Origin of the sequence: Litorivivens lipolytica (genome assembly GCF_014191715.1) — a bacterium.
GTDB lineage: Bacteria > Pseudomonadota > Gammaproteobacteria > Pseudomonadales > Spongiibacteraceae > Litorivivens > Litorivivens lipolytica.
The window spans coordinates 262,177-284,178 of record NZ_JACHWY010000002.1; the positions used below are offsets into that span (position 1 = coordinate 262,177).

Sequence of the window (22,002 nt, forward strand, 5' to 3'; positions counted from 1 at the left end):
TCGCTGGCGTCTAAATAGGTCCGGCGGTAGCATAGTTCCACGCCAGCCAGCCTTAACGCACGGGAGCACGATGCGTAAGAAAAGAAGTCTGATACAGATCTATCTGGTAAGTCTTATCGCCTTGGCAGCCGTGCCTGTCGCCCTCAATGGCGTCATCTGGATCGCCACCGAGTATGACAAATTCACAGATCAGTCTGACAACCTGCGCAAGACCTTTGTTGAATCCCGCTCTGAGCTGCTTAAGCGCGAAGTCGCCAAGGCGATGGACTACATAGAGTACAAGGAGTCCCAGCTCAATCGCACGCTCTACCAGGAATTGCGTCAGGAAGTGGCCGTCGCGCTGGCGCTTATCGCCAATATGCACAAGCAGTCGGCAGCGACCGAATCCCGTAGCAAAATACTCGCCCGTGTTCGCTCGACGATAGAGCCGCTGCGTTTTCATGAGCAGAAGGGCTTCTTTTTTGCGTTGCAAGGGACGGGTCGAGCGCTGCTGCCCCCCTTACATCCGCAGTCTCGTGAGCGCCTGCGCCAAAGTGCCATGCTGGAGCAGTTCACAGTACAGGTTAAAAACGCCACGCAGAACAAAAACCAGAGCACCCTGGAGTTTCGTTTCAGCGACCGTGGCAGCGATGACACCCATCGCAACGTCAGTTTTGTTTACTATTACAAGCCTCTCGACCTCTACATTGGGGCCAGTGTTTACCTTCGCGATGAAATTGACCGTATCAAACAGGAAGTGATTGACCGTTTGGCGGCGGTTCCCTTCGACGTCGACAGTTCGGTGCTCTTCGTAACCGAGTACTCAGGCAAACAGTTAGTGAACCCTTACAACCCGGATATGCTGGGCAAGCTGCAGCCTGGTATGGATAGAGTTGTGGATGTTCTATCCCAGGAAGAGGGCGGCCAAGGCAAGCTGGTCGAGCTGGAATGGCGGCGCCCGGGTGGGCAGCAGCGTTCACCGGCGGTGAGCTATGTAGAACTTTACCCCGAGTGGAACTGGGTTGTCGGCGCTGGCTTCTTCCTCGATGAATACTACGCATTACTGGAAGCCGAGCGACAGGCGCTAGAAGCGCGTGTCATGAACCATACCCTGTTTATCTCGGCAATCGCGGTGGCGTTAATGATTGTGGCGACCTTGGTAGCGCGGCGGCTCGCTCACCTCAATGCACAGGGTTTCCATCGCTTTCAGGAGTTCTTTGCCAAAGCCAGCGAAAGTTCTACCCGTATCAATGTTAGCGAGTTGCCTTTTGCCGAATTTGAAGAGCTGGCTCATCACGCCAATTACATGGTGCGAACCCGAAGCGAAACCGAGTATGCGCTCAAGCTCAGCGAGCGCCGCTTCCAACTTGCACTGGACGCGTCACAGAGCCATCTGTGGGATCTGGATATGGAGCATGACCGCATCGCGGTTGGCGAGAGCTTTTATCGTCAGCTCGGTTATGAAGTGCCTCCGGATAGCGTCAGCCTCAACAAGTTCAGTCAAATCTTTCACCCGGAAGACGTACATGTGCTGCACAATCTGGTTGCCGTTAATGGTTCCGACGATGGCAGTCACAGCGTTGAATTCCGCGTTCGCGATAACGCCGGGCGCTACCGCTGGATACTGAGTCGCGGTGATATTGTTGATACCTCGGCCGATGGTTCGCCCCATCGAGCTATGGGGATTATGAGCGATATTTCCGAGCGCAAACAGATGGAAGGTGAGCTGGTAAATGCACGGATTGCCGCCGAAGATGCCAACCATGCGAAGAGCCAGTTTCTGTCGAGTGCCAGCCATGAGTTGAGGACCCCGCTCAACGGGGTTTTGGGCTACGTTCAGTTGTTGCAGCGGCAGAAGAAACTACCCGAGGAATCCCAAGGCTACCTCGACGCGATTGAAAACTGTGGTCAACACCTGCTTAACCTCATTAATGACGTACTGGATCTGGCCAAGGTTGAAAGCGGTACCTTCAGCATTTCCCTGCACACAGCAAACCTGCGCGACATTCTCGCGAGCGTCAGTGATATTTTGCGTCAGCGTGCCCAGGCGAAAAAACTTGGCTATGAACACAAAGTGTCGAGCCAGGTACCGGATTTAATACGCACCGACGAAGTCAAATTGCGGCAGATTCTGGTTAATTTGTTGGGTAACGCGGTCAAATTCACCGAAGAGGGCAAGGTCACGCTGGAGGTGGATTTCGACGAAGACCGGAATGTTTTGTTGTTCAGTGTGATTGATACCGGCGTGGGTATTCCCCAAGAAAAGATCAAGAGCATTTTCGAACCCTTTAGTCGGGTAAATGAACATGACGGAAAAGGAACCGGATTGGGTCTCGCTATTTGCCGGCGACTGTGCGAGGCCATGGGTGGTGAACTGTCAGTCACCAGTGTAATGGGTAAAGGCACAACGTTTGCCTTTGACATCCCGGTAGGTGATCAGGGCATTATTCAGCGCGACCGGCGCAAAGGCGTTGAACTGGAGGTGGAAAAAGAAAAACTACCCGATCTGAGTGACTTGACTATCGTTGTTGCAGACGACAACGCTGACAACCGTACCGTGCTGAAAGGTATGCTTGAGTCGCTGGCGAAGTCGGTTCACGTTGCTGCGGATGGCGGCGAAGTATTGGACCTCTTGCCACGTAAGGCGATCGATCTGATTTTGCTCGATTACAAAATGCCAAAAATGGATGGCTTGACCTGTCTGCGTGAAATTCGAGCAAACAGTGAATACAACGAGATCGTCGTGATTATGGTAACTGCCAGCGCCGAGCTCGATACCCAATCCAGAGCGTTCGAATATGGCTGCAACGATTATGTGGCCAAGCCAGTGCAGTTTGAAGATCTTTTGAAAGTGATTGCCAAGCACGTCCGCACCGGCACCGCAGAAGATCGTGGCGCAAAAGGTCGTGGCGCAGAGGGACGCGATCGGACGTCAGCACCTGCCGTGGCGAGTGTTCCCCTCAATAGCGAAACAGAAACCAATGAGGCTGCATACGACGGGCCGCCATTGCCGATCGAAGATCGCAAGACCTTACTCGAGTTGCTAGCGTTGGGTGATATCGCGGCCATGAGTGAGTTTTGTGAATCACATAAAGACAGTGAGTACGGTGGGTATGCAGATTATGCCTATAATTTACTGCAGAACTTTGATTTCCAGGGTCTGAAAGATCTGTTGCAGGCAAACGATGACTGAAGCTAAAAGTACCGCCTCCAAACGTAGTGCCGAGCAGGTTTTGCTGGTTGATGACAACCCGACCAACCTGCAGGTGCTATACAAAACACTGGAACATTCCGGCTACACCTTGTTGGCGGCTCGCGATGGCCCGCAGGCTCTCTCCATCGCGGAAAAGGCGATCCCCTCGCTTATCTTGCTCGATATCATGATGCCCGACATGGATGGCTTTGAGGTCTGCCGCCGGCTGAAGGCGAACGAACAAACCCGCGGTATACCCATCATCTTTCTGTCTGCCCTAACGGATACCGACGCCAAGGTTAAAGGCTTCAGTCTTGGCGCTGTGGATTATGTCTCCAAGCCCTTTCAGGCTGAAGAAGTTCGCTCGCGTGTACGAACCCAATTGCGAATACATCGCCTGGAAATGCAGCTGGCTCGTCGTAACGCCGAGCTGGAGGACGAAAATTTTCAAATACTCCGGTCGGTTTCTGAGGCGATTTTCAGTTTGGATCGACAGGGCCGTATCAGTAGCGTGAACCCGCAGGCTGAGGCCTTGGTCGGGCGCACTGATAGCCAGTGTATTGGCGAAGCCTTGTTTGATTTCTTCGATTTTCAAGCTATGCAGTCGCACATTGAGGAAGTGATTAGTGAAGGCAAACTATTATCTCTTGATCAGGTGGAGGTGCGCGCCAGAGACGGACGCGAACTGACGCTGGCGCTGTACTGTGCGGCCCTGGAGGGCGATAAGCGTGTAGTGGTGCTGAGGGACATCACTGAATGGCTGGAGAACCAAAAAGCGCTGCAATCAGCGCGCGACGAATTACATAACCAGCGCCAACATTTGGCGCATATGGAACGCCTGAGTACCGGTGGTGAAATGGCCGCAGGCATTGCCCATGAAGTGAATCAGCCGCTGACGGCGGTCAGTAATTACGCCATTGTGGCACAGCGCTTTCTCGAACAGGACCCGATTGAAAAATCCAAGCTGAAGGAAGTTCTTGAAAAAATTGTCGTTCAATCCCAGCGCGCGTCCGATGTTATTCAGCGCCTGCGAAGCTACATCCGTAAACCCACCTCGGAAGGCCGGGTACCGCTGGATATCAATACCGTCATGCAGGAAGTGGTTATGCTGGCCGAAGTGGATTCGCGTATTAATGGTGTGAGTATCACCTTTGAGCCAACTGAAGAGCTGCCGGCAACCTTGGCCGACGATGTACAAGTGCAGCAGGTTGCCCTGAACCTGATTCGCAATGCCATGGAAGCCATGCGCGGGGCGCCCGATGATTTCGGTGGTGTGCGGGTGAGAACCTATCTGGACGGTGACGAGGTTGGTTTCGCGGTAGAAGATCGCGGCTGTGGCCTGAGTGCTGAAATGGAAGAGAAATTATTTTCGCCCTTTGTGACAACCAAGGAAGGCGGCATGGGCGTGGGCCTGTCGATTTGTCAGTCGATTGTTCAGGCCCATGGCGGCAGTATTGGTTACCGGGCAAACCCCAAAGGCGGGGCGATTTTTTATTGTCAGTTTCCGGTGCGTTGAAGGCGTACCGGTTTAATTACTCCACTCCCAGTCCGCAAACTGCTCGCGCACCTTCAGTTTCATAAACTTGCCTGTAGAAGTCTTGGGGATTTCTTCCACAAACGCCACATCATTGGGTATCCACCAGTTGGCGAACTTGCCTTTGAGGTGAGCCTTCAGATCATCCGCACTGACCTCGGCGCCGTCGCGCTTGACGACAACCGCTAAGGGGCGCTCCATCCATTTCGGGTGGTGCACGGCGATCACTACGGCTTCGGCAACATCCGGGTGGGCCATCAATTCATTTTCAAGATCAACCGAGCTGATCCATTCGCCGCCGGATTTGATCAGGTCTTTGGTGCGATCTGAAATCTGCACGTAACCGAGCGGCGTGAGCGCCGCTACGTCGCCGGTGCAGAACCAGCCGTCGTCGGTAAAGCTGTCGGCGGCGTCTGGGCGGTTGTAGTAGCTGCCGGTAATCCACGGGCCTCTGGCCTGCAGCTCTCCCACGGTTTCACCATCCCAGTCGGCTAATTGTCCTTCTTCGGTTTTGACGCGCAGTTCGACCATGGGTAGGGGAATGCCGGCGCGAGCGCGGTAGCGCCTCTGTTCGGCTTCGTCGAGTTCGTCAATTTCCGGGCGCAGGCTGGTTACTGTGGCGATGGGTGAGGTTTCGGTCATGCCCCAAACCGTTTGCACAGTCATGCCAATGCTACGGAATTTCTCGATGAGAGATGAGGGCGTTGCGGATCCGCCGACGAACATCCGCAGCTTGTCTTGTAGTTCCCAGCGTTGAGGTTCTTTGGTCAGCGATTCGTAAACCCGCATCCAGATCGTGGGCACGCCGGCAGTAAAGTTCACTCCGGTTTCGGCGTAGAGATCGAGCAGGCTTTCCGCATCGAGGTGTGGGCCGGGCAGCACCAGTCGCGAGCCGACCATGGCAGCGGCGTAGGGTAAGCCCCAGGCCTTTGCGTGGAACATGGGTACTACCGGGCACACCGTGTCGCGGAACGACAGGTTGCCGGCATCAGGCAGGGCAAAGCCCATAGCGTGCAAAATGGACGAGCGGTGACCGTAGAGTACACCCTTGGGTTTGCCGGTGGTGCCCGAGGTGTAGCACATGCCGCAGGCCCAGTTCTCGTCTATCTCTACCGGGGTGTAGGTGTCGTCACCACTGGCAAGAAAGTCTTCGTAGTCCTCGAATTCGTGGCTTTCGCCGCCATAGTTCAGGACGATAACGCGCTCGAAATTTACCGTGTCGGCGAATTCGCGATACAGGGGCAGCAGAATGTCGTCGATGATCAGAATGCGATCTTCGGCGTGGTTGGCGATATAGCCGATATCATCCGCGTGAAGGCGCAGATTCAGGGTGTGCAACACGGCGCCGATTGCAGGAATTGCGAAATAGCATTCGAGATGAGCGTAGTGATTCCACATAAGCGTTGCGACGCGGTCGCCCGGCTGAATGCCGGCCTTTTGCAGGGCGTTTCCCAGCTGTCGGGCGCGTCGTGCAACCTCACCGTAGTTTGTTCGGTGCAGGGTTTTACTGGGGGTGTTGGAAATGACCTCGACATCCGCGAACACCGAACCGCTGCGATCCAGCAGGCTGGTGAGTGTAAGGGGCTGGGTCATCATGGTGGACTGCAACATGGAAAACTCTCTACAAATTATTCTTTTGGGTGCTCACTGGCAGACGGCGAGGCCGCGCTCAAAAATACTGTTCTTGGGGTTGGCTAGAAAAAAGTTGTAGCTGGCACGGGTGATATCGGGGCCGATGGGGTCGACAAAATTACCCTCGGGATTGCCGCCGGGGTAGTTGTGGGTCAAGCCGTGAATGATCCAGAAATCAATCAGCGGGCAGCCCTTGGCGTCTACGTAGCGCTCAATGGTTGTCGGATAACTATCGAGTCCGAACAGGCCGCCTAGGCAGGGCGAATTCTGGTTGCGAATACAGGTGTCGCCTTCCTCGCCGACGCCCGCAAACACGGTCTCATCAAAGCCGATTTGCAGCGTTTGCGCAGGCGTGCGTGCTACGGAGTTGTCAGGCAGGCCGTTGTCGATCCAATCGTTGCTGCCGAGCCATTGCTGGAGAGCATCCTCGCCCATGGCAATGGGCGCGATTTCGTCGGCGGTACCGTGGAACAGAATTACCGGGAGGCGGCGGGCCTGTTCACCCATGGTCTGAAAGGCGAGACTGCCGCTGGCATCACCGCAGGCGGCGTAGCCACAACCCGCGACCACGCCGATGGCGGCGTATAGGTCGGGGTAGGTTGCGCCCATTACGCTAGCCATAATGCCACCGGCTGACATTCCGCTGAGAAACACCTGGTCTGCGTTAATGCTCAGATCGCTGCGAGCCAATACTTCGCGGGTAATACCGGCAATCGCCGCCGGTTCTCCACTGTCGCGATTCTGATGCTCGGGGCGGAACCAGTTCCAGCAGTAGATACCGTTGCCGTCGCTCACATGGCCGTCGGTCTGCTCGGCGGGGTCTTCGTCATTATTCGGATTTTTCTGTTCCGGATACACCACCACAAAGCCACGTTGCTCGGCGAGTTCATTCCAGCGAGTACCGATAGCAGCTTGTACCGCGGTCTGATTACAGCCGTGTAAATACACCACAAGTGGTGCGTTAGCGGGCAGCGAGCTGGGCACATACAAATAGTAGTCGCGTTCCGGCAGCCCTTCTTCACTAAAGCGATGCTGGGTAAAGCTGGCGCTGCCAAGGTTATTTGAACTCGTGGTGCTGGAGTCGTTGCAGCCCGCCAGAAGGAGGGCGGCCAGCACCACCGTCAGGCGGCGCAGGCCTCTCTGTTGATTTGCAAATCGCATACGCGAACCTCCCGGTGCTTAGAAGCGCCAGTCGAATTGGGCGTAAACGGTGCGAGGTTGCTCCGCGATTTCCACAAAGACACCGGAGAACAGATCGCCCTGACGGATGCCGGTTTTCTCGTCGGTCAGGTTTTCGCCAATGACCTTCAGGCTCCAGCCCTGTGCCGGGTTATGAACGCCAACACTGGCTTTGTATCGTTCGAAGCCTTCCTGCAGTTTACGCTCGTCCAGGTCAACATCCAGCAACTGTTCGGAGAACTGCTCTATGGTGGCGCTGGCGGTAAATTCCAGCCCGGTGTCAAACACGGGCAGGCGTACCAAGCCGGTCAGCGTATTGTTCCACTTCGGTGCGAAAGGGAAGGACTTACCGCTGGCGTCGCCACAGTTAGGGTCGTCAGTGCGATCGGGTGGGCACTCGTTGTCGGTAAATTTCAGGTATTCGGTTTCGTTGTAGCCAATGGTACCGAGCAGGCTGAACCAGTCGTTGACCAGCCAGTGGATATCACCTTCAACACCTTGAGAGCGGGCTTCGGCCGCGTTTTTCACAAGGGTTACACCGATACCGATGGTCGTGCGTTCTGGTGCGCGGCTCAGTACCTGGAAGTCTTCGACATCCATACGGAAGATTGAAAGGTTGGCATTCAAGGTGTTATCGAACCAACTGGTTTTGGCGTTGAAGCTCCACTCGGTGGTGAATTCAGGGAAGAACACCAGTTCATCCTCTACGCCGCGGAAGGCAAAGGCGTTAAAGCCGCCGCCCTTCACCCCTTCTGCGCGGTGCAGGAAGAGACTGACGTTGTCGGTGGGTTGCCAATTGATCGAGACCTTGTGCTGGAATTGGTTATCTTCCTGTACACGCTTGGCTTCAAATTCCTCAATGCCGGCTTGCGGTAAAACAACGGCAGGTTGCGGCTGGTTATAAAATTGCTTCCATTCGCCGGTCTTTTTCTCTTCGCCGTTACGCATGCCCACCTGCAGGGTCCAGTCCTGCATGAAGTGCCATTTGAATTCAGCAAAGGCGGCGAGGGATTCGGCTTCCTGCTCGAAGGTTTGGGTAAAGTCTTCGACAAATTGATCTTCACCCAGATTGGGTAGCAGTGCATAAGCTGTCGCGGAATCGCTCGAGCCAGCAGCAGCAATCAGACCGAGATAGGAGGGCATGTCAAAGATAAAACGGAAGTAGCTGTCGTTGATATTCCGCTCTTGATAGAACACACCGGCAACAAAATCGCTGCTGCCGAGATCGGCGCCAAACAGACTGTCGATGCCGAACAAGCCGTCGAGTGTCGGGGAGATTACGCGGAACTCGCCGGTTGTTGTCGGCGAACGGTCGCCGCCAAGACCCAGCGTGGCCGGCGCCGGGGTGAAGTCGGTATCGAGGCTCAAAGACTGCTCCAGCACGGAGTGACCGCCGACAAACACCAGGCCCCACTCGCCAATGTCGTAGTTGAGCTGCATGTTGAAGGTCTTGATGTTAACTTCGCGGCCATCCTGATCATCCAGCGAGGCCTTGAAGTTGCCTTTTTCGAAGTCTGTATTGGGGTCGTAGGCGCGCAGGAATTCCTTCACGTCGTCGGAGGCGCGAATAATTTCAAAACCGGTGCCGAGGTCGGCCAAATCTACATCTTCCCAGGTCAGTTTTAACTGGGCGCCGGCGATATTCGGAAAATCGAACTTAATGCGGTAGCCGTCGCGATCATGGCCGCGAAAGTTTTCCTGGGCTTTCGGGTTCACATCGTCGGTGGTGTTTTCAACAAAACCGTCGCGTTTGTCGGTAAAGGCTGCGATGCGGAAGTTGACCACGTCGGGAATCAGGGGTCCGCCAAAGCTCGCTTCGTAACGCTCGCGTTCAAAGTCGCCGGTCTGGGCGCTAAAGTTGCCAGTAAAGGTATCGCTCGGGTCGGCAGTGAGCATATGAATCAGGCCGGCTGTGGTGTTCTTGCCGAAGGTAGTGCCCTGTGGGCCGCGCAGAACTTCAATGCGCTTAAGGTCAAATGTGGCGGCCAGAAAGTACGGAATGCGGGTGTAGGGCAGGCCGTCAATGGCCAGCCCCAGCGGCGGTTCAAAAGCTTTATTGTTGTTATTAAAAGTAAAACCGCGCGCACGGGGAGCAGCAAAAAATCCCGCCTGCTCCACCGCCACATTGGGGACATAAAGCAGTGCTTCACGTAAATCGGTAACGCCCTGCTCGACCATGAAATCCGCGTCCATAACCGACATGGAGATGGGAACGTCTTGTACGGCCTCGTCACGCTTTTGCGCTGACACAATAATTTCTTCTATGACGCGCGTGCGTTTTTTGCCGGTTTCCTCGGCGTGTGCAGGTGCAGCAAGTAGGCCGCAGGCGGCGAGGGCGGTTATGGCTTGGTAGTGCTTTTTCATGCCCGTTTTCTCCTGTTTTTATAGATCTTGGTAATGCTTTCGGGGCGTTTTTTACGGTGTTCAGTTATTGCCTTGAGCAACCAGCCGGCAGGCAAAGGTTTGATAGGTCGCGACGATTTCGTCGACAGACTTTTCGTGATGTTCGGAATACCAGTGGGCGACTCGGATCCCCATGGCGCCGATGGCGGCACCCGCGAGCCAGTGATCGTGGCTGTTGTCGAAGGCGCCCAAGGTTTGGCCGCGCTTGAGGATGTGCATCAAAAGGTCGGTTGCCTGCTCACGCAGTTTCAAGGCCGTGACGACTTCTTCAGCCGACAGGGCGTGCAGCTCATGGTTGACCAGTACGGCCAGCATTGGAAATTCCGCGTGAAAGCGAACGTGGCCTGCAACATAGGCTTTCAATTGCTCAATGGGTTCGGGCTCGGCATCGACAACCGCTTCCTGCACCATCTTGAAGTGTTCTTCGTGGCCGATATTCATCAGCTGGGCGAGCAGTTGTTCTTTGGAGGCGTAGTGGGCGTAGATGGATGCGGGCTTTAGACTGCAGGCTTGGGCGATGTCGCGAATGGAGGCTCCCGCATAGCCCTTCTCCGCAAACAGGCGAAGCGCAACATCGAGAATAACGGCCTTCGGCCCTTTGGGCGTTACGTCGGCGGGCAGCGCGGTGGTGTCGCTGGCCAGGCGGCGAACATTATCGGCGGTGACAATGTGCATGGGCATAATTGAAACGATCGTTAGTATGTTTATAGTTGATATTTTTCCATTTTAGAGATACTTTTGTTTTTGTCAACGAACGATCGTTAGGTTTTTATTTGAGCGCCGCGATCTGTTGTGGCATCACACAATAACGATAATGTTTTGAGGAACTTATGCCTTCGTACCGGGAAGTCGAAGTTAAGGTAAAAGGCGGCGCGCTTAGCGTCGGCATCTGGGGCGAGAGCGGCCCGGCGGTGTTGTGTTCACACGGCATTACCTCTAATCGTCAGTCATTCAAGCTGGTAGCCGAGGCGCTTGCCGCTAGTTGTCGAGTGATCGTGCCTGATCATCGAGGCCGCGGTCGCAGTGCCGAAATTACCGGGCCCTGGGGCATGCTGGCCCACGCCGAAGATATGGTGGCGGTGCTGGATGCGCTGGATATCGAGGCCGCAGACCTGATGATTGGCCATTCCATGGGCGGCTTTATTACTGCCGCAACGCAGGCGAATTATCCAGCCCGCGTGCGTCAGGTTATTCTGGTGGACGGCGGTCTGCCCTTGTTTGATGAACCGCCGCCCGGCGTCACGGCTGAACAGCTGATTGAGCAGATTATCGGCCCGTCCATGCAGCGCCTTAGCATGCGTTTTGATTCGCTGGAGACTTATCGGGAATATTGGCAGCAGCATCCGGCGTTTAAGCGCGAGGCCGATTGGCAGGCCTTCTGCGACTATATGCCCTCTGACCTGATTGGCGAGCCGGGTGAGCTGCGCGCGCCAATCAATAAAGAGGCGATTATTCGCGATACCGAAAGCCAGCTGATGAGTGATGTGATCCCCCGCTCGCTGGAAAATCTCAGCGTAGCGATGAACTTTCTGCAGGCACCGCGCGGGATTCTCGACGACGCTCCGCTATACTCGGATGCCCGGCTGGAAGAGCTGCAAGCGCGTTATTCGAACATGGTCTGGAAGACGGTGGATGACGTAAACCACTACACCATCGTGATGGGGCCGCAGGGTGCGGCGGCGGTAGTCGACCATGCCCGACAGCTATTGGGCCTGCAATAATTCCGGTTTCTGCCGCTACCGTAATCCGTTAGTCTGGCCTCTCGTATCAACTCTGCGAGGAGAGCCCTTTGCGCAGCGTGTGCCTGATTCTGGTGCTGTTCATCAGTGCCTGCAGCAGTACCCAGTTTGCTTATAATCGCGCTGCCTGGTTTGCCCAATGGCAGATCGAGCAGTTGGTCGATTTGAACGACGACCAGCAATCCCGTCTCGAGCAGCGCCTCGAGCTCTTGCACAGTTGGCATCGCCGTGAAGAGCTGCCCCGCTACCACGCGCTGATTTTGCAGGTTGGAAACCTTTTAGAAAACGGCGTAACCGAGCCCGGCTACCTGAAACTCAGCGACCAGATGGAAGACCTGTGGCTGCGCCTGTTGAACCGCAGTCTTGATGAATTGGTACTGCTGTTGCCTTCGCTCAGCGACGAGCAGGTGGCGGAGCTACTGGCTTCCATGTCCGATAAGAATGATGAGTTCTATCGCAAATGGATTGTTATCCCGGAGGAGGAGCTGATCGAGCGCCGCCGCGAGCGGGTCTTCGACTCACTGGAGCAGTGGACCGGCGATATCACCCAGGCCCAGCGCGAACGGGTTGTTGAGTGGGCGGAAAATGCGCCAGACGTCTACACCCTCTGGTACAACCAGCGGCTCAAGCGTCACGAAGCCTTTGCGCAGTTGTTGGCCGAACGCAAAACCGCCGACGTGAAGTCGGGGTTACGGGCGCTGACCGTGGTGGACGAATCCCGCCTGCAAGCCTGGGAGTTGCGTCGGTTGGAGGATAACCGGCGTCGGGCCAACGCTCTGATGATCTGGCTGGGGCAGAACCTCACTCCTCAACAACGCGACCACTTGCTTGAAGAACTGGCTGAAATCGCCGAAGATGTCCACCAGTTGCAGTCGCAGGGCTGATGCAGGCCCGGCAGGATTGATGTGGAAAATAACAAGATGCAGGTCGCCGAAACCCTCAGAAATGCCCCCAATATTTTTGACCACCCCTGGATCATTCGTGGGCTGGAACGCATTGCCTTGCCCCTGCTCAAGTGGCGTGGCTGGACCCATCACGTCGAAGCGCCAGCCGAGAAGAAGTACGTTCTGATTATCGCGCCACACACCAGCAACTGGGATTTCCCGCTGATGTTCCCGGTGGGGCTCTTGCTCAAGCGGCGGGTTCGTTTTATGGCCAAACACACCCTGTTTGTTGGCCCGGTCGGCAGTGTCCTGCGCTGGTTGGGCGGTATCCCGGTTGAGCGCGGTAGTCACCATAACTTTGTAAAGCAGATGGCGGATGAGTTCGGTAAAGCCGAAGAGATGGTGCTGATTATTGCTCCGGAGGGAACTCGCAGCCCGGTCAAAAGCTGGAAGAGTGGCTTCTATCATATCGCCTGCGAAGCCGGCGTTCCCATTGTGCGTTGTTATCTGGATGCCGGGCGTCGCCGCGCCGGGATTTGGGCACCGTTTTACCCGACGGGTGATGCAGAAGCCGATATGAAAGCTCTGCGTGCCGACTACGATCAGGTCATCCCTCGTTACCCTGAAAAGTTCATCCGCAGCGACGCTGCCTGAACCTTAGGAAAACCCTTGCGACCCGTGACTGCCGGAGTATACTCCGGCAGCTCACCGCCCGCTTGATTGCGGGCGCGAATGTCGACAGAGGAAGGCGGTTTGAACAGCGATTTTCTTGCCAAGGCCCGTGCGCTGGCAGCCACCGGGCGTGAACTGCATGCCCGCGGCTGGGTGCCGGCCACCAGCGGTAATTTCTCCATGCGCTTGAGCGACAACAGCGTACTGGTGACCGCATCCGGTCGTCACAAGGGTCGGCTCGATGAGCAGGACTTTCTGGCGGTGGATCTCGCTGGTCGGCCGATTGACGGTGGCAAGCCATCGGCGGAGACGCTACTGCATACTCAGTTATATGCCCGTTTTCCCGAGGTCAATGCGGCCCTGCATTGTCATACCCCTGCGTCTACGGTGCTCACCATGCACCGCCCGGACAGTGAACTAACCTTTGAGGGCTACGAACTGCAGAAAGCTTTTGCCGGGTTCAGTAGCCACGAATCAACCCTCAGTATTCCTGTGTTTGACAATACCCAGGATATTGCCGCGCTTGCCGCTGATGTGGATCGTTATTTTGATCGGGTGCCCGATTGTCCGGCGTATGTTATACGTGGGCACGGTGTCTACTGTTGGGGTGATAGTCTCGATGCCTGTCATCGGGAGCTGGAAGCCCTGGATTTTTTGTTTCAATGCGCTCTGGAGATGGAACGCCTGCGCCGTTAATGCGCCACTGAAGGCCTGTTTATTGGGAAGTTATTGAATGAGCCAGTTAAAAGTATTTTCTGACAGCCGACCGGAGTCTGCCCTGCAGAGCACCAGCAACCCGAAGGATATTCACCGCCTGCTGGGTCTTGCCGGTGTGCGCTTTGAGCAGTGGCAGGCAAGTGCCGATGTGGCCGCTGGCGATAGTCAGGACAAGGTTTTGGCCGCCTACGCAAAGGATATCGACCGTCTGGTCAGTGAAGAGGGTTATCAGACGGTGGATGTGATCAGCATCAAGGCCAACAACCCGGACAAGGAAGCGCTGCGCAAAAAGTTTTTGTCAGAACACAAACATACGGAAGACGAAGTGCGTTTTTTCGTTGATGGAAAAGGCCTGTTTTCACTGCATATTGGTGAGAAAGTTTATGAAGTGTTGTGTGAAAAGGGTGACCTGATCAGCGTACCCGCGAACACTCCGCACTGGTTTGATATGGGGTCCGAGCCTCAGTTGGTGGCGATTCGCTTTTTCAATAATCAGGAAGGTTGGGTGGCTCATTACACCGGCAGTGAAATTGCCGAGCAGTTCTCCCGGCTGGAAAATTGATGCCTGAATTTCATAACGTTCGGGTGGTGCTGACCGATATTGAAGGCACCACCAGCTCCATCTCTTTTGTTCACGATGTGCTGTTCCCCTATGCGGCCGAGCGCTTGCCTGCCTATATTCGCAAACACGCGAGCGAGCCGGAGGTTCAGGCGCAGCTTGAGGCCGTAAATCGGGAAGCCAAGCTAGACAATCCGACGCTTGATCGGCAGATTGATCAATTGTTGGAGTGGATTAAGCACGACGTTAAAGCCACGCCTTTAAAAGCCCTGCAGGGCTATATCTGGGAGGCGGGGTATCGCGGCGGGGATTATCAGGCTCACGTCTATGACGATGTTGCGCCCAAGTTACAGGCTTGGAAAGCGCAGGGTCTGAAACTTTACGTGTATTCATCCGGTTCGGTATTGGCGCAAAAACTGTTCTTTGAGTTTTCTGACGCAGGTAATTTACTCCCGCTGTTCGAAGGGCACTTTGATACCACGGTCGGCGGTAAGCGAGAAGCGAGCAGCTATCGTGCGATCAGCAGTGAAATCGGTGTCTCTCCCGATCAGATACTGTTCCTGTCCGACGTAAAGGAAGAGTTGGAAGCTGCGCGCGAGACGGGTTTGCAAGTCTGTCTGCTGGAGCGGCCCGGTAACGCACCCGTCGCAGACATTGATGCCGAGCGTGTCTCGAGCTTCGATGAAATCACGCTAACGAAGTGAGTACGCCTCTACGCGCTCACTTCGCTCCCTGTCTTTTCACGTGTAAACAATCTTTTTACATCGTTGGCGATGTAAAACAGGATCGGCACCAGAAACAGTGTTACACCCGTCGCGAACAGAATGCCAAAGCCCACCGAAACCGCCATCGGAATAATAAACTGAGCCTGAATCGAGGTTTCCAGCTGTATTGGCAGCAGGCCGAGGAAGGTGGTCAGCGAGGTCAGAATCACCGCGCGAAAACGTGCCTGCCCCGCCTCTACAACAGCGACCAGTTTGTTCGTGCCTTCCGCCACTTTCTGATTCACAAAATCCACCAGTACCAGTGAATCATTTACCACCACACCCGCCAGTGCTAACACGCCCACAATCGACAGAAAGCTGAAGGCATTGCCTGTCAGCCAGTGCCCGATGATGGCACCCACTACCGCAAAGGGAATGGCCGACATAATGTAGAGCGGCTGAACGTAGGACTTCAACGGAATTGCCAGCGCAGCGAATATCAGCAGCAAGACAATCAGTCCACTGGTTTTCAGCTCGCGGGTGTCTTCCTGCTGTTCTTCCACCTGTCCGGCAAAACGGTAGTTAATGCTGGGGTGATCGGCTTTAAGGGCCGGCAGAATATCGCGACGCAGTTTGTCCACCACCTCATCGGGTTCGGTGGTGGCCTTGTCGATACCGGTCTGAATGTTGACCACGCGTTCGCGATCAATGCGTTTGATGCTGGAAATACCGGCGTTGTAGCGCGCTTCGGCGACTTCGCTGAAGGGCACCCGTTCGCCATTAGGCAGATTAATCCACAATCGCTCCAGGGTTTGCAGCGTATCGCGCTCTTCCAGTGGCAGGCGGGCGTAGACACGCACTTCGTGGCGGCCGCGCTGGAAACGCTGTATTTCAGCGCCAAAGAACGCCTGACGTACCTGCCGGGCAATCTCGGCCTGTCCAAGGCCGAGCAGTTCGCCGGCTGGTTTGATTTGAATGTCGACTTCCGGTGCGCCGGCGCCGAAGGTATCCCGAATATCAAATACGCCGTCGATTTCCTTCAGGCGGTTTTTCAGATCGGCTGCGGCTCGTTGCAGCTCAAGTAGATCGTCAGATTCCAGGGCGACGTCCAGATCAACACCGCCACCGGGGCCGGCCTTGGCGTCAAAGCTGAGCTCCTTAATACCGGGCAGGGGGCCAATGGCTTCGCGCCACCACTGGGCAATGGTGACAGAGTTGATGTTGCGCTCTTCCGAGGGAATCAATGCCGCCCAGATATCGGCGCGGTCATCGGATTCGCTCAGTACTTCAAGATCGGCGATCACATCGCGCGGGTCGCCACTGACTTCGCGGTAGCGTTCATTTACCGCGTTGGCTGCGTCCTCCACCTGCAGGGCGTAGCGGTGAGTCAGCTGGTAAGGCGCGCTGGGGGGAAGGCGCAGCACAATACGAATTTCATCGGAGGGAATATCCGGGAAAAATACAAAGCGCACGATGCCGGCAGGGACCAGACTGAGTACCACAATAAAACTGCCGACAAAGACTGCCAGCGTGACATAACGATAGCGAAGAAAAGTCTGCAGCACCGGTTTATATACATTCTTGATAAAACCCATCAGCATTCGATCAAAGCCGCGTTGCAAGGCTGGCAAGGGGCCGCGACGGGCCTTGTGTACATCGATGTGACGGAGGTGTGTCGGCAGAATCAGTTTGGTTTCGATCAGGGAAAATAACAGACAGCAGATCACCACGAAGGCAATGTTAGAACCAAAGCGGCCCATGTCCGAGGTCATGGTTAGCATGGGGGTAAAGGCGATCATCGTAGTGATGACACCGAAGATGGTGGCCACCGAGACTCGCTTAACGCCGTGCACCACACTGTCTATGCCCTGTTTTTCCCTTTCGAGATAGGTATAGCCACTCTCACCGGTGACGATGGCATCGTCCACAACGATCCCCAATACCAACAGAAAGCCAAACAGAGACAGCACGTTGATGGAGTAATCGAACCACGGTAGCCCCATCATCCACATCGCGCCGAGAAAGCTGAAGGGGACGCCGATCAGCACCCAGAACGCCATGCTAAGGCGGAGAAAGAGGGTGAGCGCGATTAGCACCAGCAAGCCGCCCTGAGCCGCGTTTTTCAACAAGAGATCGATCCGCCCCTTGAGAATTCGCGAGTTGTCGAACCAGGCGTTGATGGTCACACCTTCAGGCAGGCTGGCCTGCTTTTCGTCGACGTACTGCTTGACCACTTCGCTGATTTTCAGCGCATTCTGCGAACCCAGCGTATAAATCGTGAGGCGGGCACCGGGCTCGCCATTCAATCGACTCAGCACGGGCTGCTCGCTGAAACCGTCGCGGACGTTGGCGATATCTCCCAACAGCAAACGGGTGCCGTCCGGACGCGTTAGCAGCGGCAGTTGTCGATAGTCATCGCCGCTATAGGCTTGTCCTTGTGAGCGCAGCGTGATCGTGCCGCTGTCGGTGCGCAGATTGCCGCCGGGCAGGTTGGCAGATTTGCTGCGCACCAGATTGACTACCTGATCAAAGGTCAGGCCGTACTGGCGCAGGATCGTATCGGAAAGTTCAATGGCGAGTTCATAGTCGCGCACGCCCACCAGATCAATCTGGGTAATCGCGTTGGTAGCGAGCAGGTCTTCGCGCACCTGTTCGGCGACGCTCTTCAGCTCGTGTTCGCTAAGTCCGCCGGCGGCAATGGTGAGGTTAATGGTTTGTACCTTTGCCAAAATTTCTTCCAGCACCGGTTTCTCGGCTTCAGCGGGAAACGAAGCAATGGCGTTGACGCGCGAGGTGACATCATTCAGGGCAGTGGGCATATCGGATTTGGGCAGCATACGCACCAGCACGGTGCCCACATTTTCCCGCGCCTCCGAGGTCATCTCCTCAATGCCCTCCATGTCCTGCAAGGCTTCTTCAATTTTTATCAGAATGCCTTCCTCCACCTCGGTCGGGGAACTACCGGGGTAGGGCACGGTGATGCGGATCATCTCTGTGGGGAAGGTGGGAAAGACTTCCTTGCGCAGATCCATCAGTGAAAACAGGCCGGCAATCATAACCACGGCCATCAGCAAATTGGCGGCGACGGGGTTGTGCGCCATCCAGCCGATAGCGCCGCTGCGGCGTTCATTCCAGCTCATGGTGTATCGCCCACTGTCACCTGCATACCGTCGGTCATGATATCCAGTCGGCTCAGTACCAGCCGGTCGCCGGCCCCAAGCTGACCGCGAACGATCACGCTGCGTGCATCCTGCCGCACCAGTTCCACGGTGACTCGCTGCAAGGTACTGTCGTCGAGTACCCGGTAAACAAAGCGGTTTTCAAATAGTGCGCTGGTTGGCACGCGGAAAGCGTCGTTCAAACGGATGCCGCTGATCTCGGCCTTAACAAACTGCCCAATGCGCAGGGGTGGAGTGAGTGTGTAAGGTTCTTGAACGGCCGCTACCGCGTAAGCGACGCGGGTGTTCCGATCCAGTTGTTGATTCACGCGGGAGAGCTGTGCACTCCAGAGCAGCTTGTCGTTGTTCACAGAAACCAGTTCAACCTCGACCTCACTGGCCGATTGCAGCAGTTCCAGTTCCGCGGGGGAAATGGGAAGGGCGATCTCTACGGCATCCACGGTTTGAAGGTTCGCCAGCACGCTGCCCGGTGCCACGTACTGCCCGAGCGCGACTTGCTTGCTGGCAACCAGAGCCTTTGCGGGCAACGTGATTTCAGTGCGCGCCAGATCGGTTTCGGCTTTCTTGATCTGAGCCTCGGCGGTGGCAACCTGCGCTTCGGCCCGTCGAATCTGGGGGTGACGGGGATTGCGGGTTTTAAAGCGGGTATGGGCGTCGGCGAGGGATAATTCTGCATCGCGCAGTGCCAGTTTTGCCTGAGCCAACGCCAGTTTGTATTGAGTTTTATCCACCCGGGCGATGGCCGTGCCGGCTTCCAGAATCACGCCCACGACCAATTCCGGATTGACCCAGAGTACCCGGCCGGCAACATCGCTGGTTAGTTGCAGAGCCGTTTTGGATTGCACTGTACCGTGGGTCTGCAGGGTGATATCGGCGCCGGATTGCTCCAGCCGGTGTACCTGAACCAGCGGCGGCTCGCTGCTACGCGGCTTGGCCTGTAGTGGTTCGCGGCTGTCCACCAGCGTTTTCGCAAACAGGCTCGCGCCTGCGAGGATAAGCAGACCGAAGAAGAGATTTATCAGTTTTCTAAACACAGCTGCAGCAATTCCCTAGCAATGTTGGCAGATGTCACAAGCGGGGCGTAGTGTACCGTAGCCGGTAGCGGGGGTGTATTGCAGGCGGTTTAGGTGGTGGAGAGCCCTCTCCCGAGAGTGAGAGGGCGTATGAAGAATTACTGGGGCAGGTTTTCGTGTGAAATCGCCTTTAACTGGTTCTGCTCAAACTTGCGGTCTGGGGTGCAGTCACTTGAACCGCCAAAGCACCAGCGTGGACGCGAAATAAAGCTGCGCGACAGATTGGCGTTGTGATGGCGGTTGTAGAGATCGAGGCGAATAGTCTGGTTTGTGGCCAGATCCACACAGCCCTGGCGGAGCAGGGCGCTGTCGTGGCCGACTTCCGACACGATGTTTTTGTTCACCCATACCTGTGCGCAGGCGTTCCATCCCTGGGCAATGCCCGTTCCGGTGGAGCCGTTATCCTGACTGAAGCAGTAACGGCCCGCAGCATCGGCGGTAAATTCTGCGCTCATGAGAACTTCCCATGAGCGGCCGCCGCTGTTGGGCCATACCGGATCCCAGTTGTAGGAACTGGCGTGGTAGGAGTGATTCTTGGTGTCGTAATCCCAGCCGGCTCGCATGTTCTGTTCCTGATCTGCACCGAAATTACTGCGCATTTCATTCCAGCTGTCGGCCACGTTACAGGTGCCGCTACCCACGCCGTCATCGTCGATCCGCATGTACATGCCTGAATACTCGTTGGGTTTTCGGTCAGTGCAATCACTGATGCCGTCACCATCGCTATCCTGGCTGCTGCAATTGCCATAGTAATGCTCGGCAAAGTTGCCGCCTTCCTGTGGCGAGATAAAACCGTGACGCCGCGACGCGCCCGTAGAAAACACACCGTAAGGGTCGAGCTGGGCGATGGCTTGATTGAACAGAGTCCGCTCGGCGGAATTACGCGCGATGACCGCCGGGTGGGTGAATACCCACTCATCGTTTTTGCCCCAGTGCGGCCAGTAGTTGTAGTTGTTAACCAGATGTTTTATGACTTCTGAATAGGGCGTGCTGACCCAACGCTCCAGTCCGCCATCGTCGAGACCGTAGCCCCAGAATTCCACAAACTCCAGATGCACCATTTGCTCGTTGTGAGCCACGCCGCTGCGAGCGTGGTTAGCCGACATCAGAAGACCGTCATCGGCCCGGTCAAAGCGCATGATGGTGCCAATCAGGGGTTGGCAGACATCATCTCTATCGTAAATAGATTTAAGATATTGCACCGCCGCCTGAATCTGGCTCATGGGCATGGCGCCCTCGTATTCCAGTTGCGAAAACTCTGGATTTTTGCGGTGAAAGACTTCCGCCTGCAGGGTAATCATGCGGTGAGAGTAGCCGGTCAGATTGCTGTGCCGTGAAACAGCTTCGGCGTCCGGTGTGGAGTTCTGAGCAATGATCAGAGGCGGCGAGCTCTGGTAGTCGTTGATGCGACGCGACTCGATATCGCATTTCAGATTGTCGTCGCACATAGCCAGTTGCAGGCCGTTGGGCGCAAAGTCGGATTCGCTTTGCGAGACATCCGGAGTAAACAATCGGTTCTGCGCGTGCGGGCTGTCTACCGGGGCGTTGGTGCGCGTACCGCAGAGGTATTGCACCGTGTCTTGTCCCGGGAACCAGTTCAGAAACACATAGTCGCAACCCGCTACCGTATCGGCGACCCCCGTGGGGGAATTCACAAAAGCGTCCTCAGTGGTGTATTTGACCTGCACATTCATATTGAACTGGGGCTCGAGCTTCAGGCGGACGCGTGCAACGAAACCGAGCAAGCCTAGGTTGGTTTTCAGCGCCTTCCATAGGGTTGGGTTGCTCTGGCCGGTGGTGGCTTCGCTGTAGCGGGTGATGTTGCCGTCGGCACCGACCACATCCAGCGCCACTACATAGGAGCTGATGGTGGAGGATTGAAGCAGTGAGGAACCGTGGGCGCCGGTTGCTACTGCCCCACCGATTGAGATGCCGCCGTACCCTGTGCTCGCCAAGCCATGGCTATAGCCTTCGTTATGCAGGTGTTCCTGAAGTTCTTGAAATTTGACGCCGGCTTCCACTTCCACGGTCATGGGGTGGCTTTCAAAAGGTTCTACTGGCCCGATATTTTTCAGGTTTTTCGAACGCACCACATCGCCATTGGTATCGGCGCAGATAATGTCGGTGGCCGAATGGCTGGTGCCGGCAGGTTTCACCTTGCGCCCGTTGCTGACGATGGTGCGAATGGTGTCCTGCAGTTCGCTGACGGAACCGGGTTCGTAAATATTAGTGGGAGGGCAGGTCGCAGCCTGTGTGTAGTACGCCATGACCTGGGTGCTTTTATCGGCGCAGTCTTCCGGGCAGTTGGTTGGGTTTTCACCAGCGTCAGTGCGGCACACGCCGTCCCGACAACTGGTGGCCAGATAGGATGCGCCGGGGCAGCTGCTCTGGGCTTGCAGAAAGCCGGATAAGAGCAGGCTGGACGCCAGCAGTAATTTAACGGGGGATAGCATGCGACTCTCCTTTTTTTGCTGTTGTTATGGCTAGTGCTGGATGCAAGGTAGGCGCTTGAAGCGAAACTGTAAAGCTATGTTTTATAAGACTAAATTGTCTTT

15 protein-coding genes are annotated in these 22,002 nt (G+C 55.8%); 8 read left to right on the plus strand and 7 right to left on the minus strand.

Translation table 11 applies throughout. From position 1 onward, the window contains the following. The first annotated feature begins 70 nt into the window (after nt 1-70). Both FHR99_RS09655 and FHR99_RS09660 read left to right on the plus strand, forming a co-directional pair. Nucleotides 71-3,172, plus strand: coding sequence for a cache domain-containing protein (locus FHR99_RS09655; RefSeq protein WP_183410449.1), 3,102 nt, complete (start codon nt 71-73; stop codon nt 3,170-3,172). Further along, a complete protein-coding gene (locus tag FHR99_RS09660) occupies nt 3,165-4,688 on the plus strand; it encodes an ATP-binding response regulator (RefSeq protein WP_183410450.1) in 1,524 nt (507 codons plus the stop codon). The genes FHR99_RS09655 and FHR99_RS09660 overlap by 8 nt, the downstream gene beginning before the upstream one ends. A gap of 12 nt (nt 4,689-4,700) precedes the next feature. Here the strand turns inward: FHR99_RS09660 and FHR99_RS09665 are convergent, their stop codons facing one another. From FHR99_RS09665 to FHR99_RS09680, 4 genes are read right to left on the minus strand one after another with little or no spacing between them, the layout of a single operon-like run. After that, nucleotides 4,701-6,317 carry a long-chain fatty acid--CoA ligase gene (locus FHR99_RS09665; RefSeq protein WP_246386710.1) on the minus strand — a complete coding sequence of 539 codons (1,617 nt, stop codon included), beginning with the start codon at nt 6,315-6,317 and terminating at the stop codon, nt 4,701-4,703. Nucleotides 6,318-6,350: 33 nt separating this feature from the next. Further along, nucleotides 6,351-7,499, minus strand: a complete 1,149-nt coding sequence (locus tag FHR99_RS09670) for an extracellular catalytic domain type 1 short-chain-length polyhydroxyalkanoate depolymerase (RefSeq protein ID WP_183410451.1) — start codon at nt 7,497-7,499, stop codon at nt 6,351-6,353. An 18-nt stretch (nt 7,500-7,517) separates the two neighbouring features. After that, complete coding sequence (locus FHR99_RS09675; RefSeq protein ID WP_183410452.1) at nt 7,518-9,881, minus strand: TonB-dependent receptor; 2,364 nt, start codon at nt 9,879-9,881, stop codon at nt 7,518-7,520. Nucleotides 9,882-9,941: 60 nt separating this feature from the next. Continuing rightward, nucleotides 9,942-10,601, minus strand: coding sequence for a TetR/AcrR family transcriptional regulator (locus FHR99_RS09680; protein ID WP_246386711.1), 660 nt, complete (start codon nt 10,599-10,601; stop codon nt 9,942-9,944). A 149-nt stretch (nt 10,602-10,750) separates the two neighbouring features. On the opposite strand from FHR99_RS09680, the gene FHR99_RS09685 reads away from it, so the two are divergent. The 6 genes from FHR99_RS09685 to mtnC all read left to right on the plus strand — a co-directional run bounded on the left by FHR99_RS09685 (nt 10,751) and on the right by mtnC (nt 15,195). Further along, nucleotides 10,751-11,641 carry an alpha/beta fold hydrolase gene (locus FHR99_RS09685; RefSeq protein WP_183410453.1) on the plus strand — a complete coding sequence of 297 codons (891 nt, stop codon included), beginning with the start codon at nt 10,751-10,753 and terminating at the stop codon, nt 11,639-11,641. Nucleotides 11,642-11,718: 77 nt separating this feature from the next. Next, entirely contained in the window at nt 11,719-12,543 is an 825-nt protein-coding gene (locus FHR99_RS09690; RefSeq protein ID WP_343067554.1) for a DUF6279 family lipoprotein, read from the plus strand. A 21-nt stretch (nt 12,544-12,564) separates the two neighbouring features. Next, nucleotides 12,565-13,197, plus strand: coding sequence for a lysophospholipid acyltransferase family protein (locus FHR99_RS09695; protein ID WP_343067502.1), 633 nt, complete (start codon nt 12,565-12,567; stop codon nt 13,195-13,197). Nucleotides 13,198-13,296: 99 nt separating this feature from the next. Next, nucleotides 13,297-13,911 (plus strand): methylthioribulose 1-phosphate dehydratase, encoded by a 615-nt coding sequence (locus FHR99_RS09700; RefSeq protein WP_425488617.1) that lies wholly within the window; start codon nt 13,297-13,299, stop codon nt 13,909-13,911. Nucleotides 13,912-13,948: 37 nt separating this feature from the next. Beyond that, entirely contained in the window at nt 13,949-14,494 is a 546-nt protein-coding gene (locus tag FHR99_RS09705) for a 1,2-dihydroxy-3-keto-5-methylthiopentene dioxygenase (RefSeq protein WP_183410456.1), read from the plus strand. Beyond that, a complete protein-coding gene (gene mtnC / locus FHR99_RS09710; RefSeq protein WP_183410457.1) occupies nt 14,494-15,195 on the plus strand; it encodes an acireductone synthase in 702 nt (233 codons plus the stop codon). The genes FHR99_RS09705 and mtnC overlap by 1 nt, the downstream gene beginning before the upstream one ends. 8 nt (nt 15,196-15,203) lie before the next feature. Here the strand turns inward: mtnC and FHR99_RS09715 are convergent, their stop codons facing one another. The 3 genes from FHR99_RS09715 to FHR99_RS09725 form a co-directional block, all read right to left on the minus strand. Continuing rightward, a complete protein-coding gene (locus FHR99_RS09715; RefSeq protein ID WP_246386712.1) occupies nt 15,204-18,335 on the minus strand; it encodes an efflux RND transporter permease subunit in 3,132 nt (1,043 codons plus the stop codon). Next, a complete protein-coding gene (locus FHR99_RS09720; RefSeq protein ID WP_183410458.1) occupies nt 18,332-19,408 on the minus strand; it encodes an efflux RND transporter periplasmic adaptor subunit in 1,077 nt (358 codons plus the stop codon). The genes FHR99_RS09715 and FHR99_RS09720 overlap by 4 nt, the downstream gene beginning before the upstream one ends. Before the next feature lie 137 nt (nt 19,409-19,545). Beyond that, complete coding sequence (locus FHR99_RS09725) at nt 19,546-21,900, minus strand: FAD-binding protein (RefSeq protein WP_183410459.1); 2,355 nt, start codon at nt 21,898-21,900, stop codon at nt 19,546-19,548. Nucleotides 21,901-22,002 lie beyond the last annotated feature (102 nt).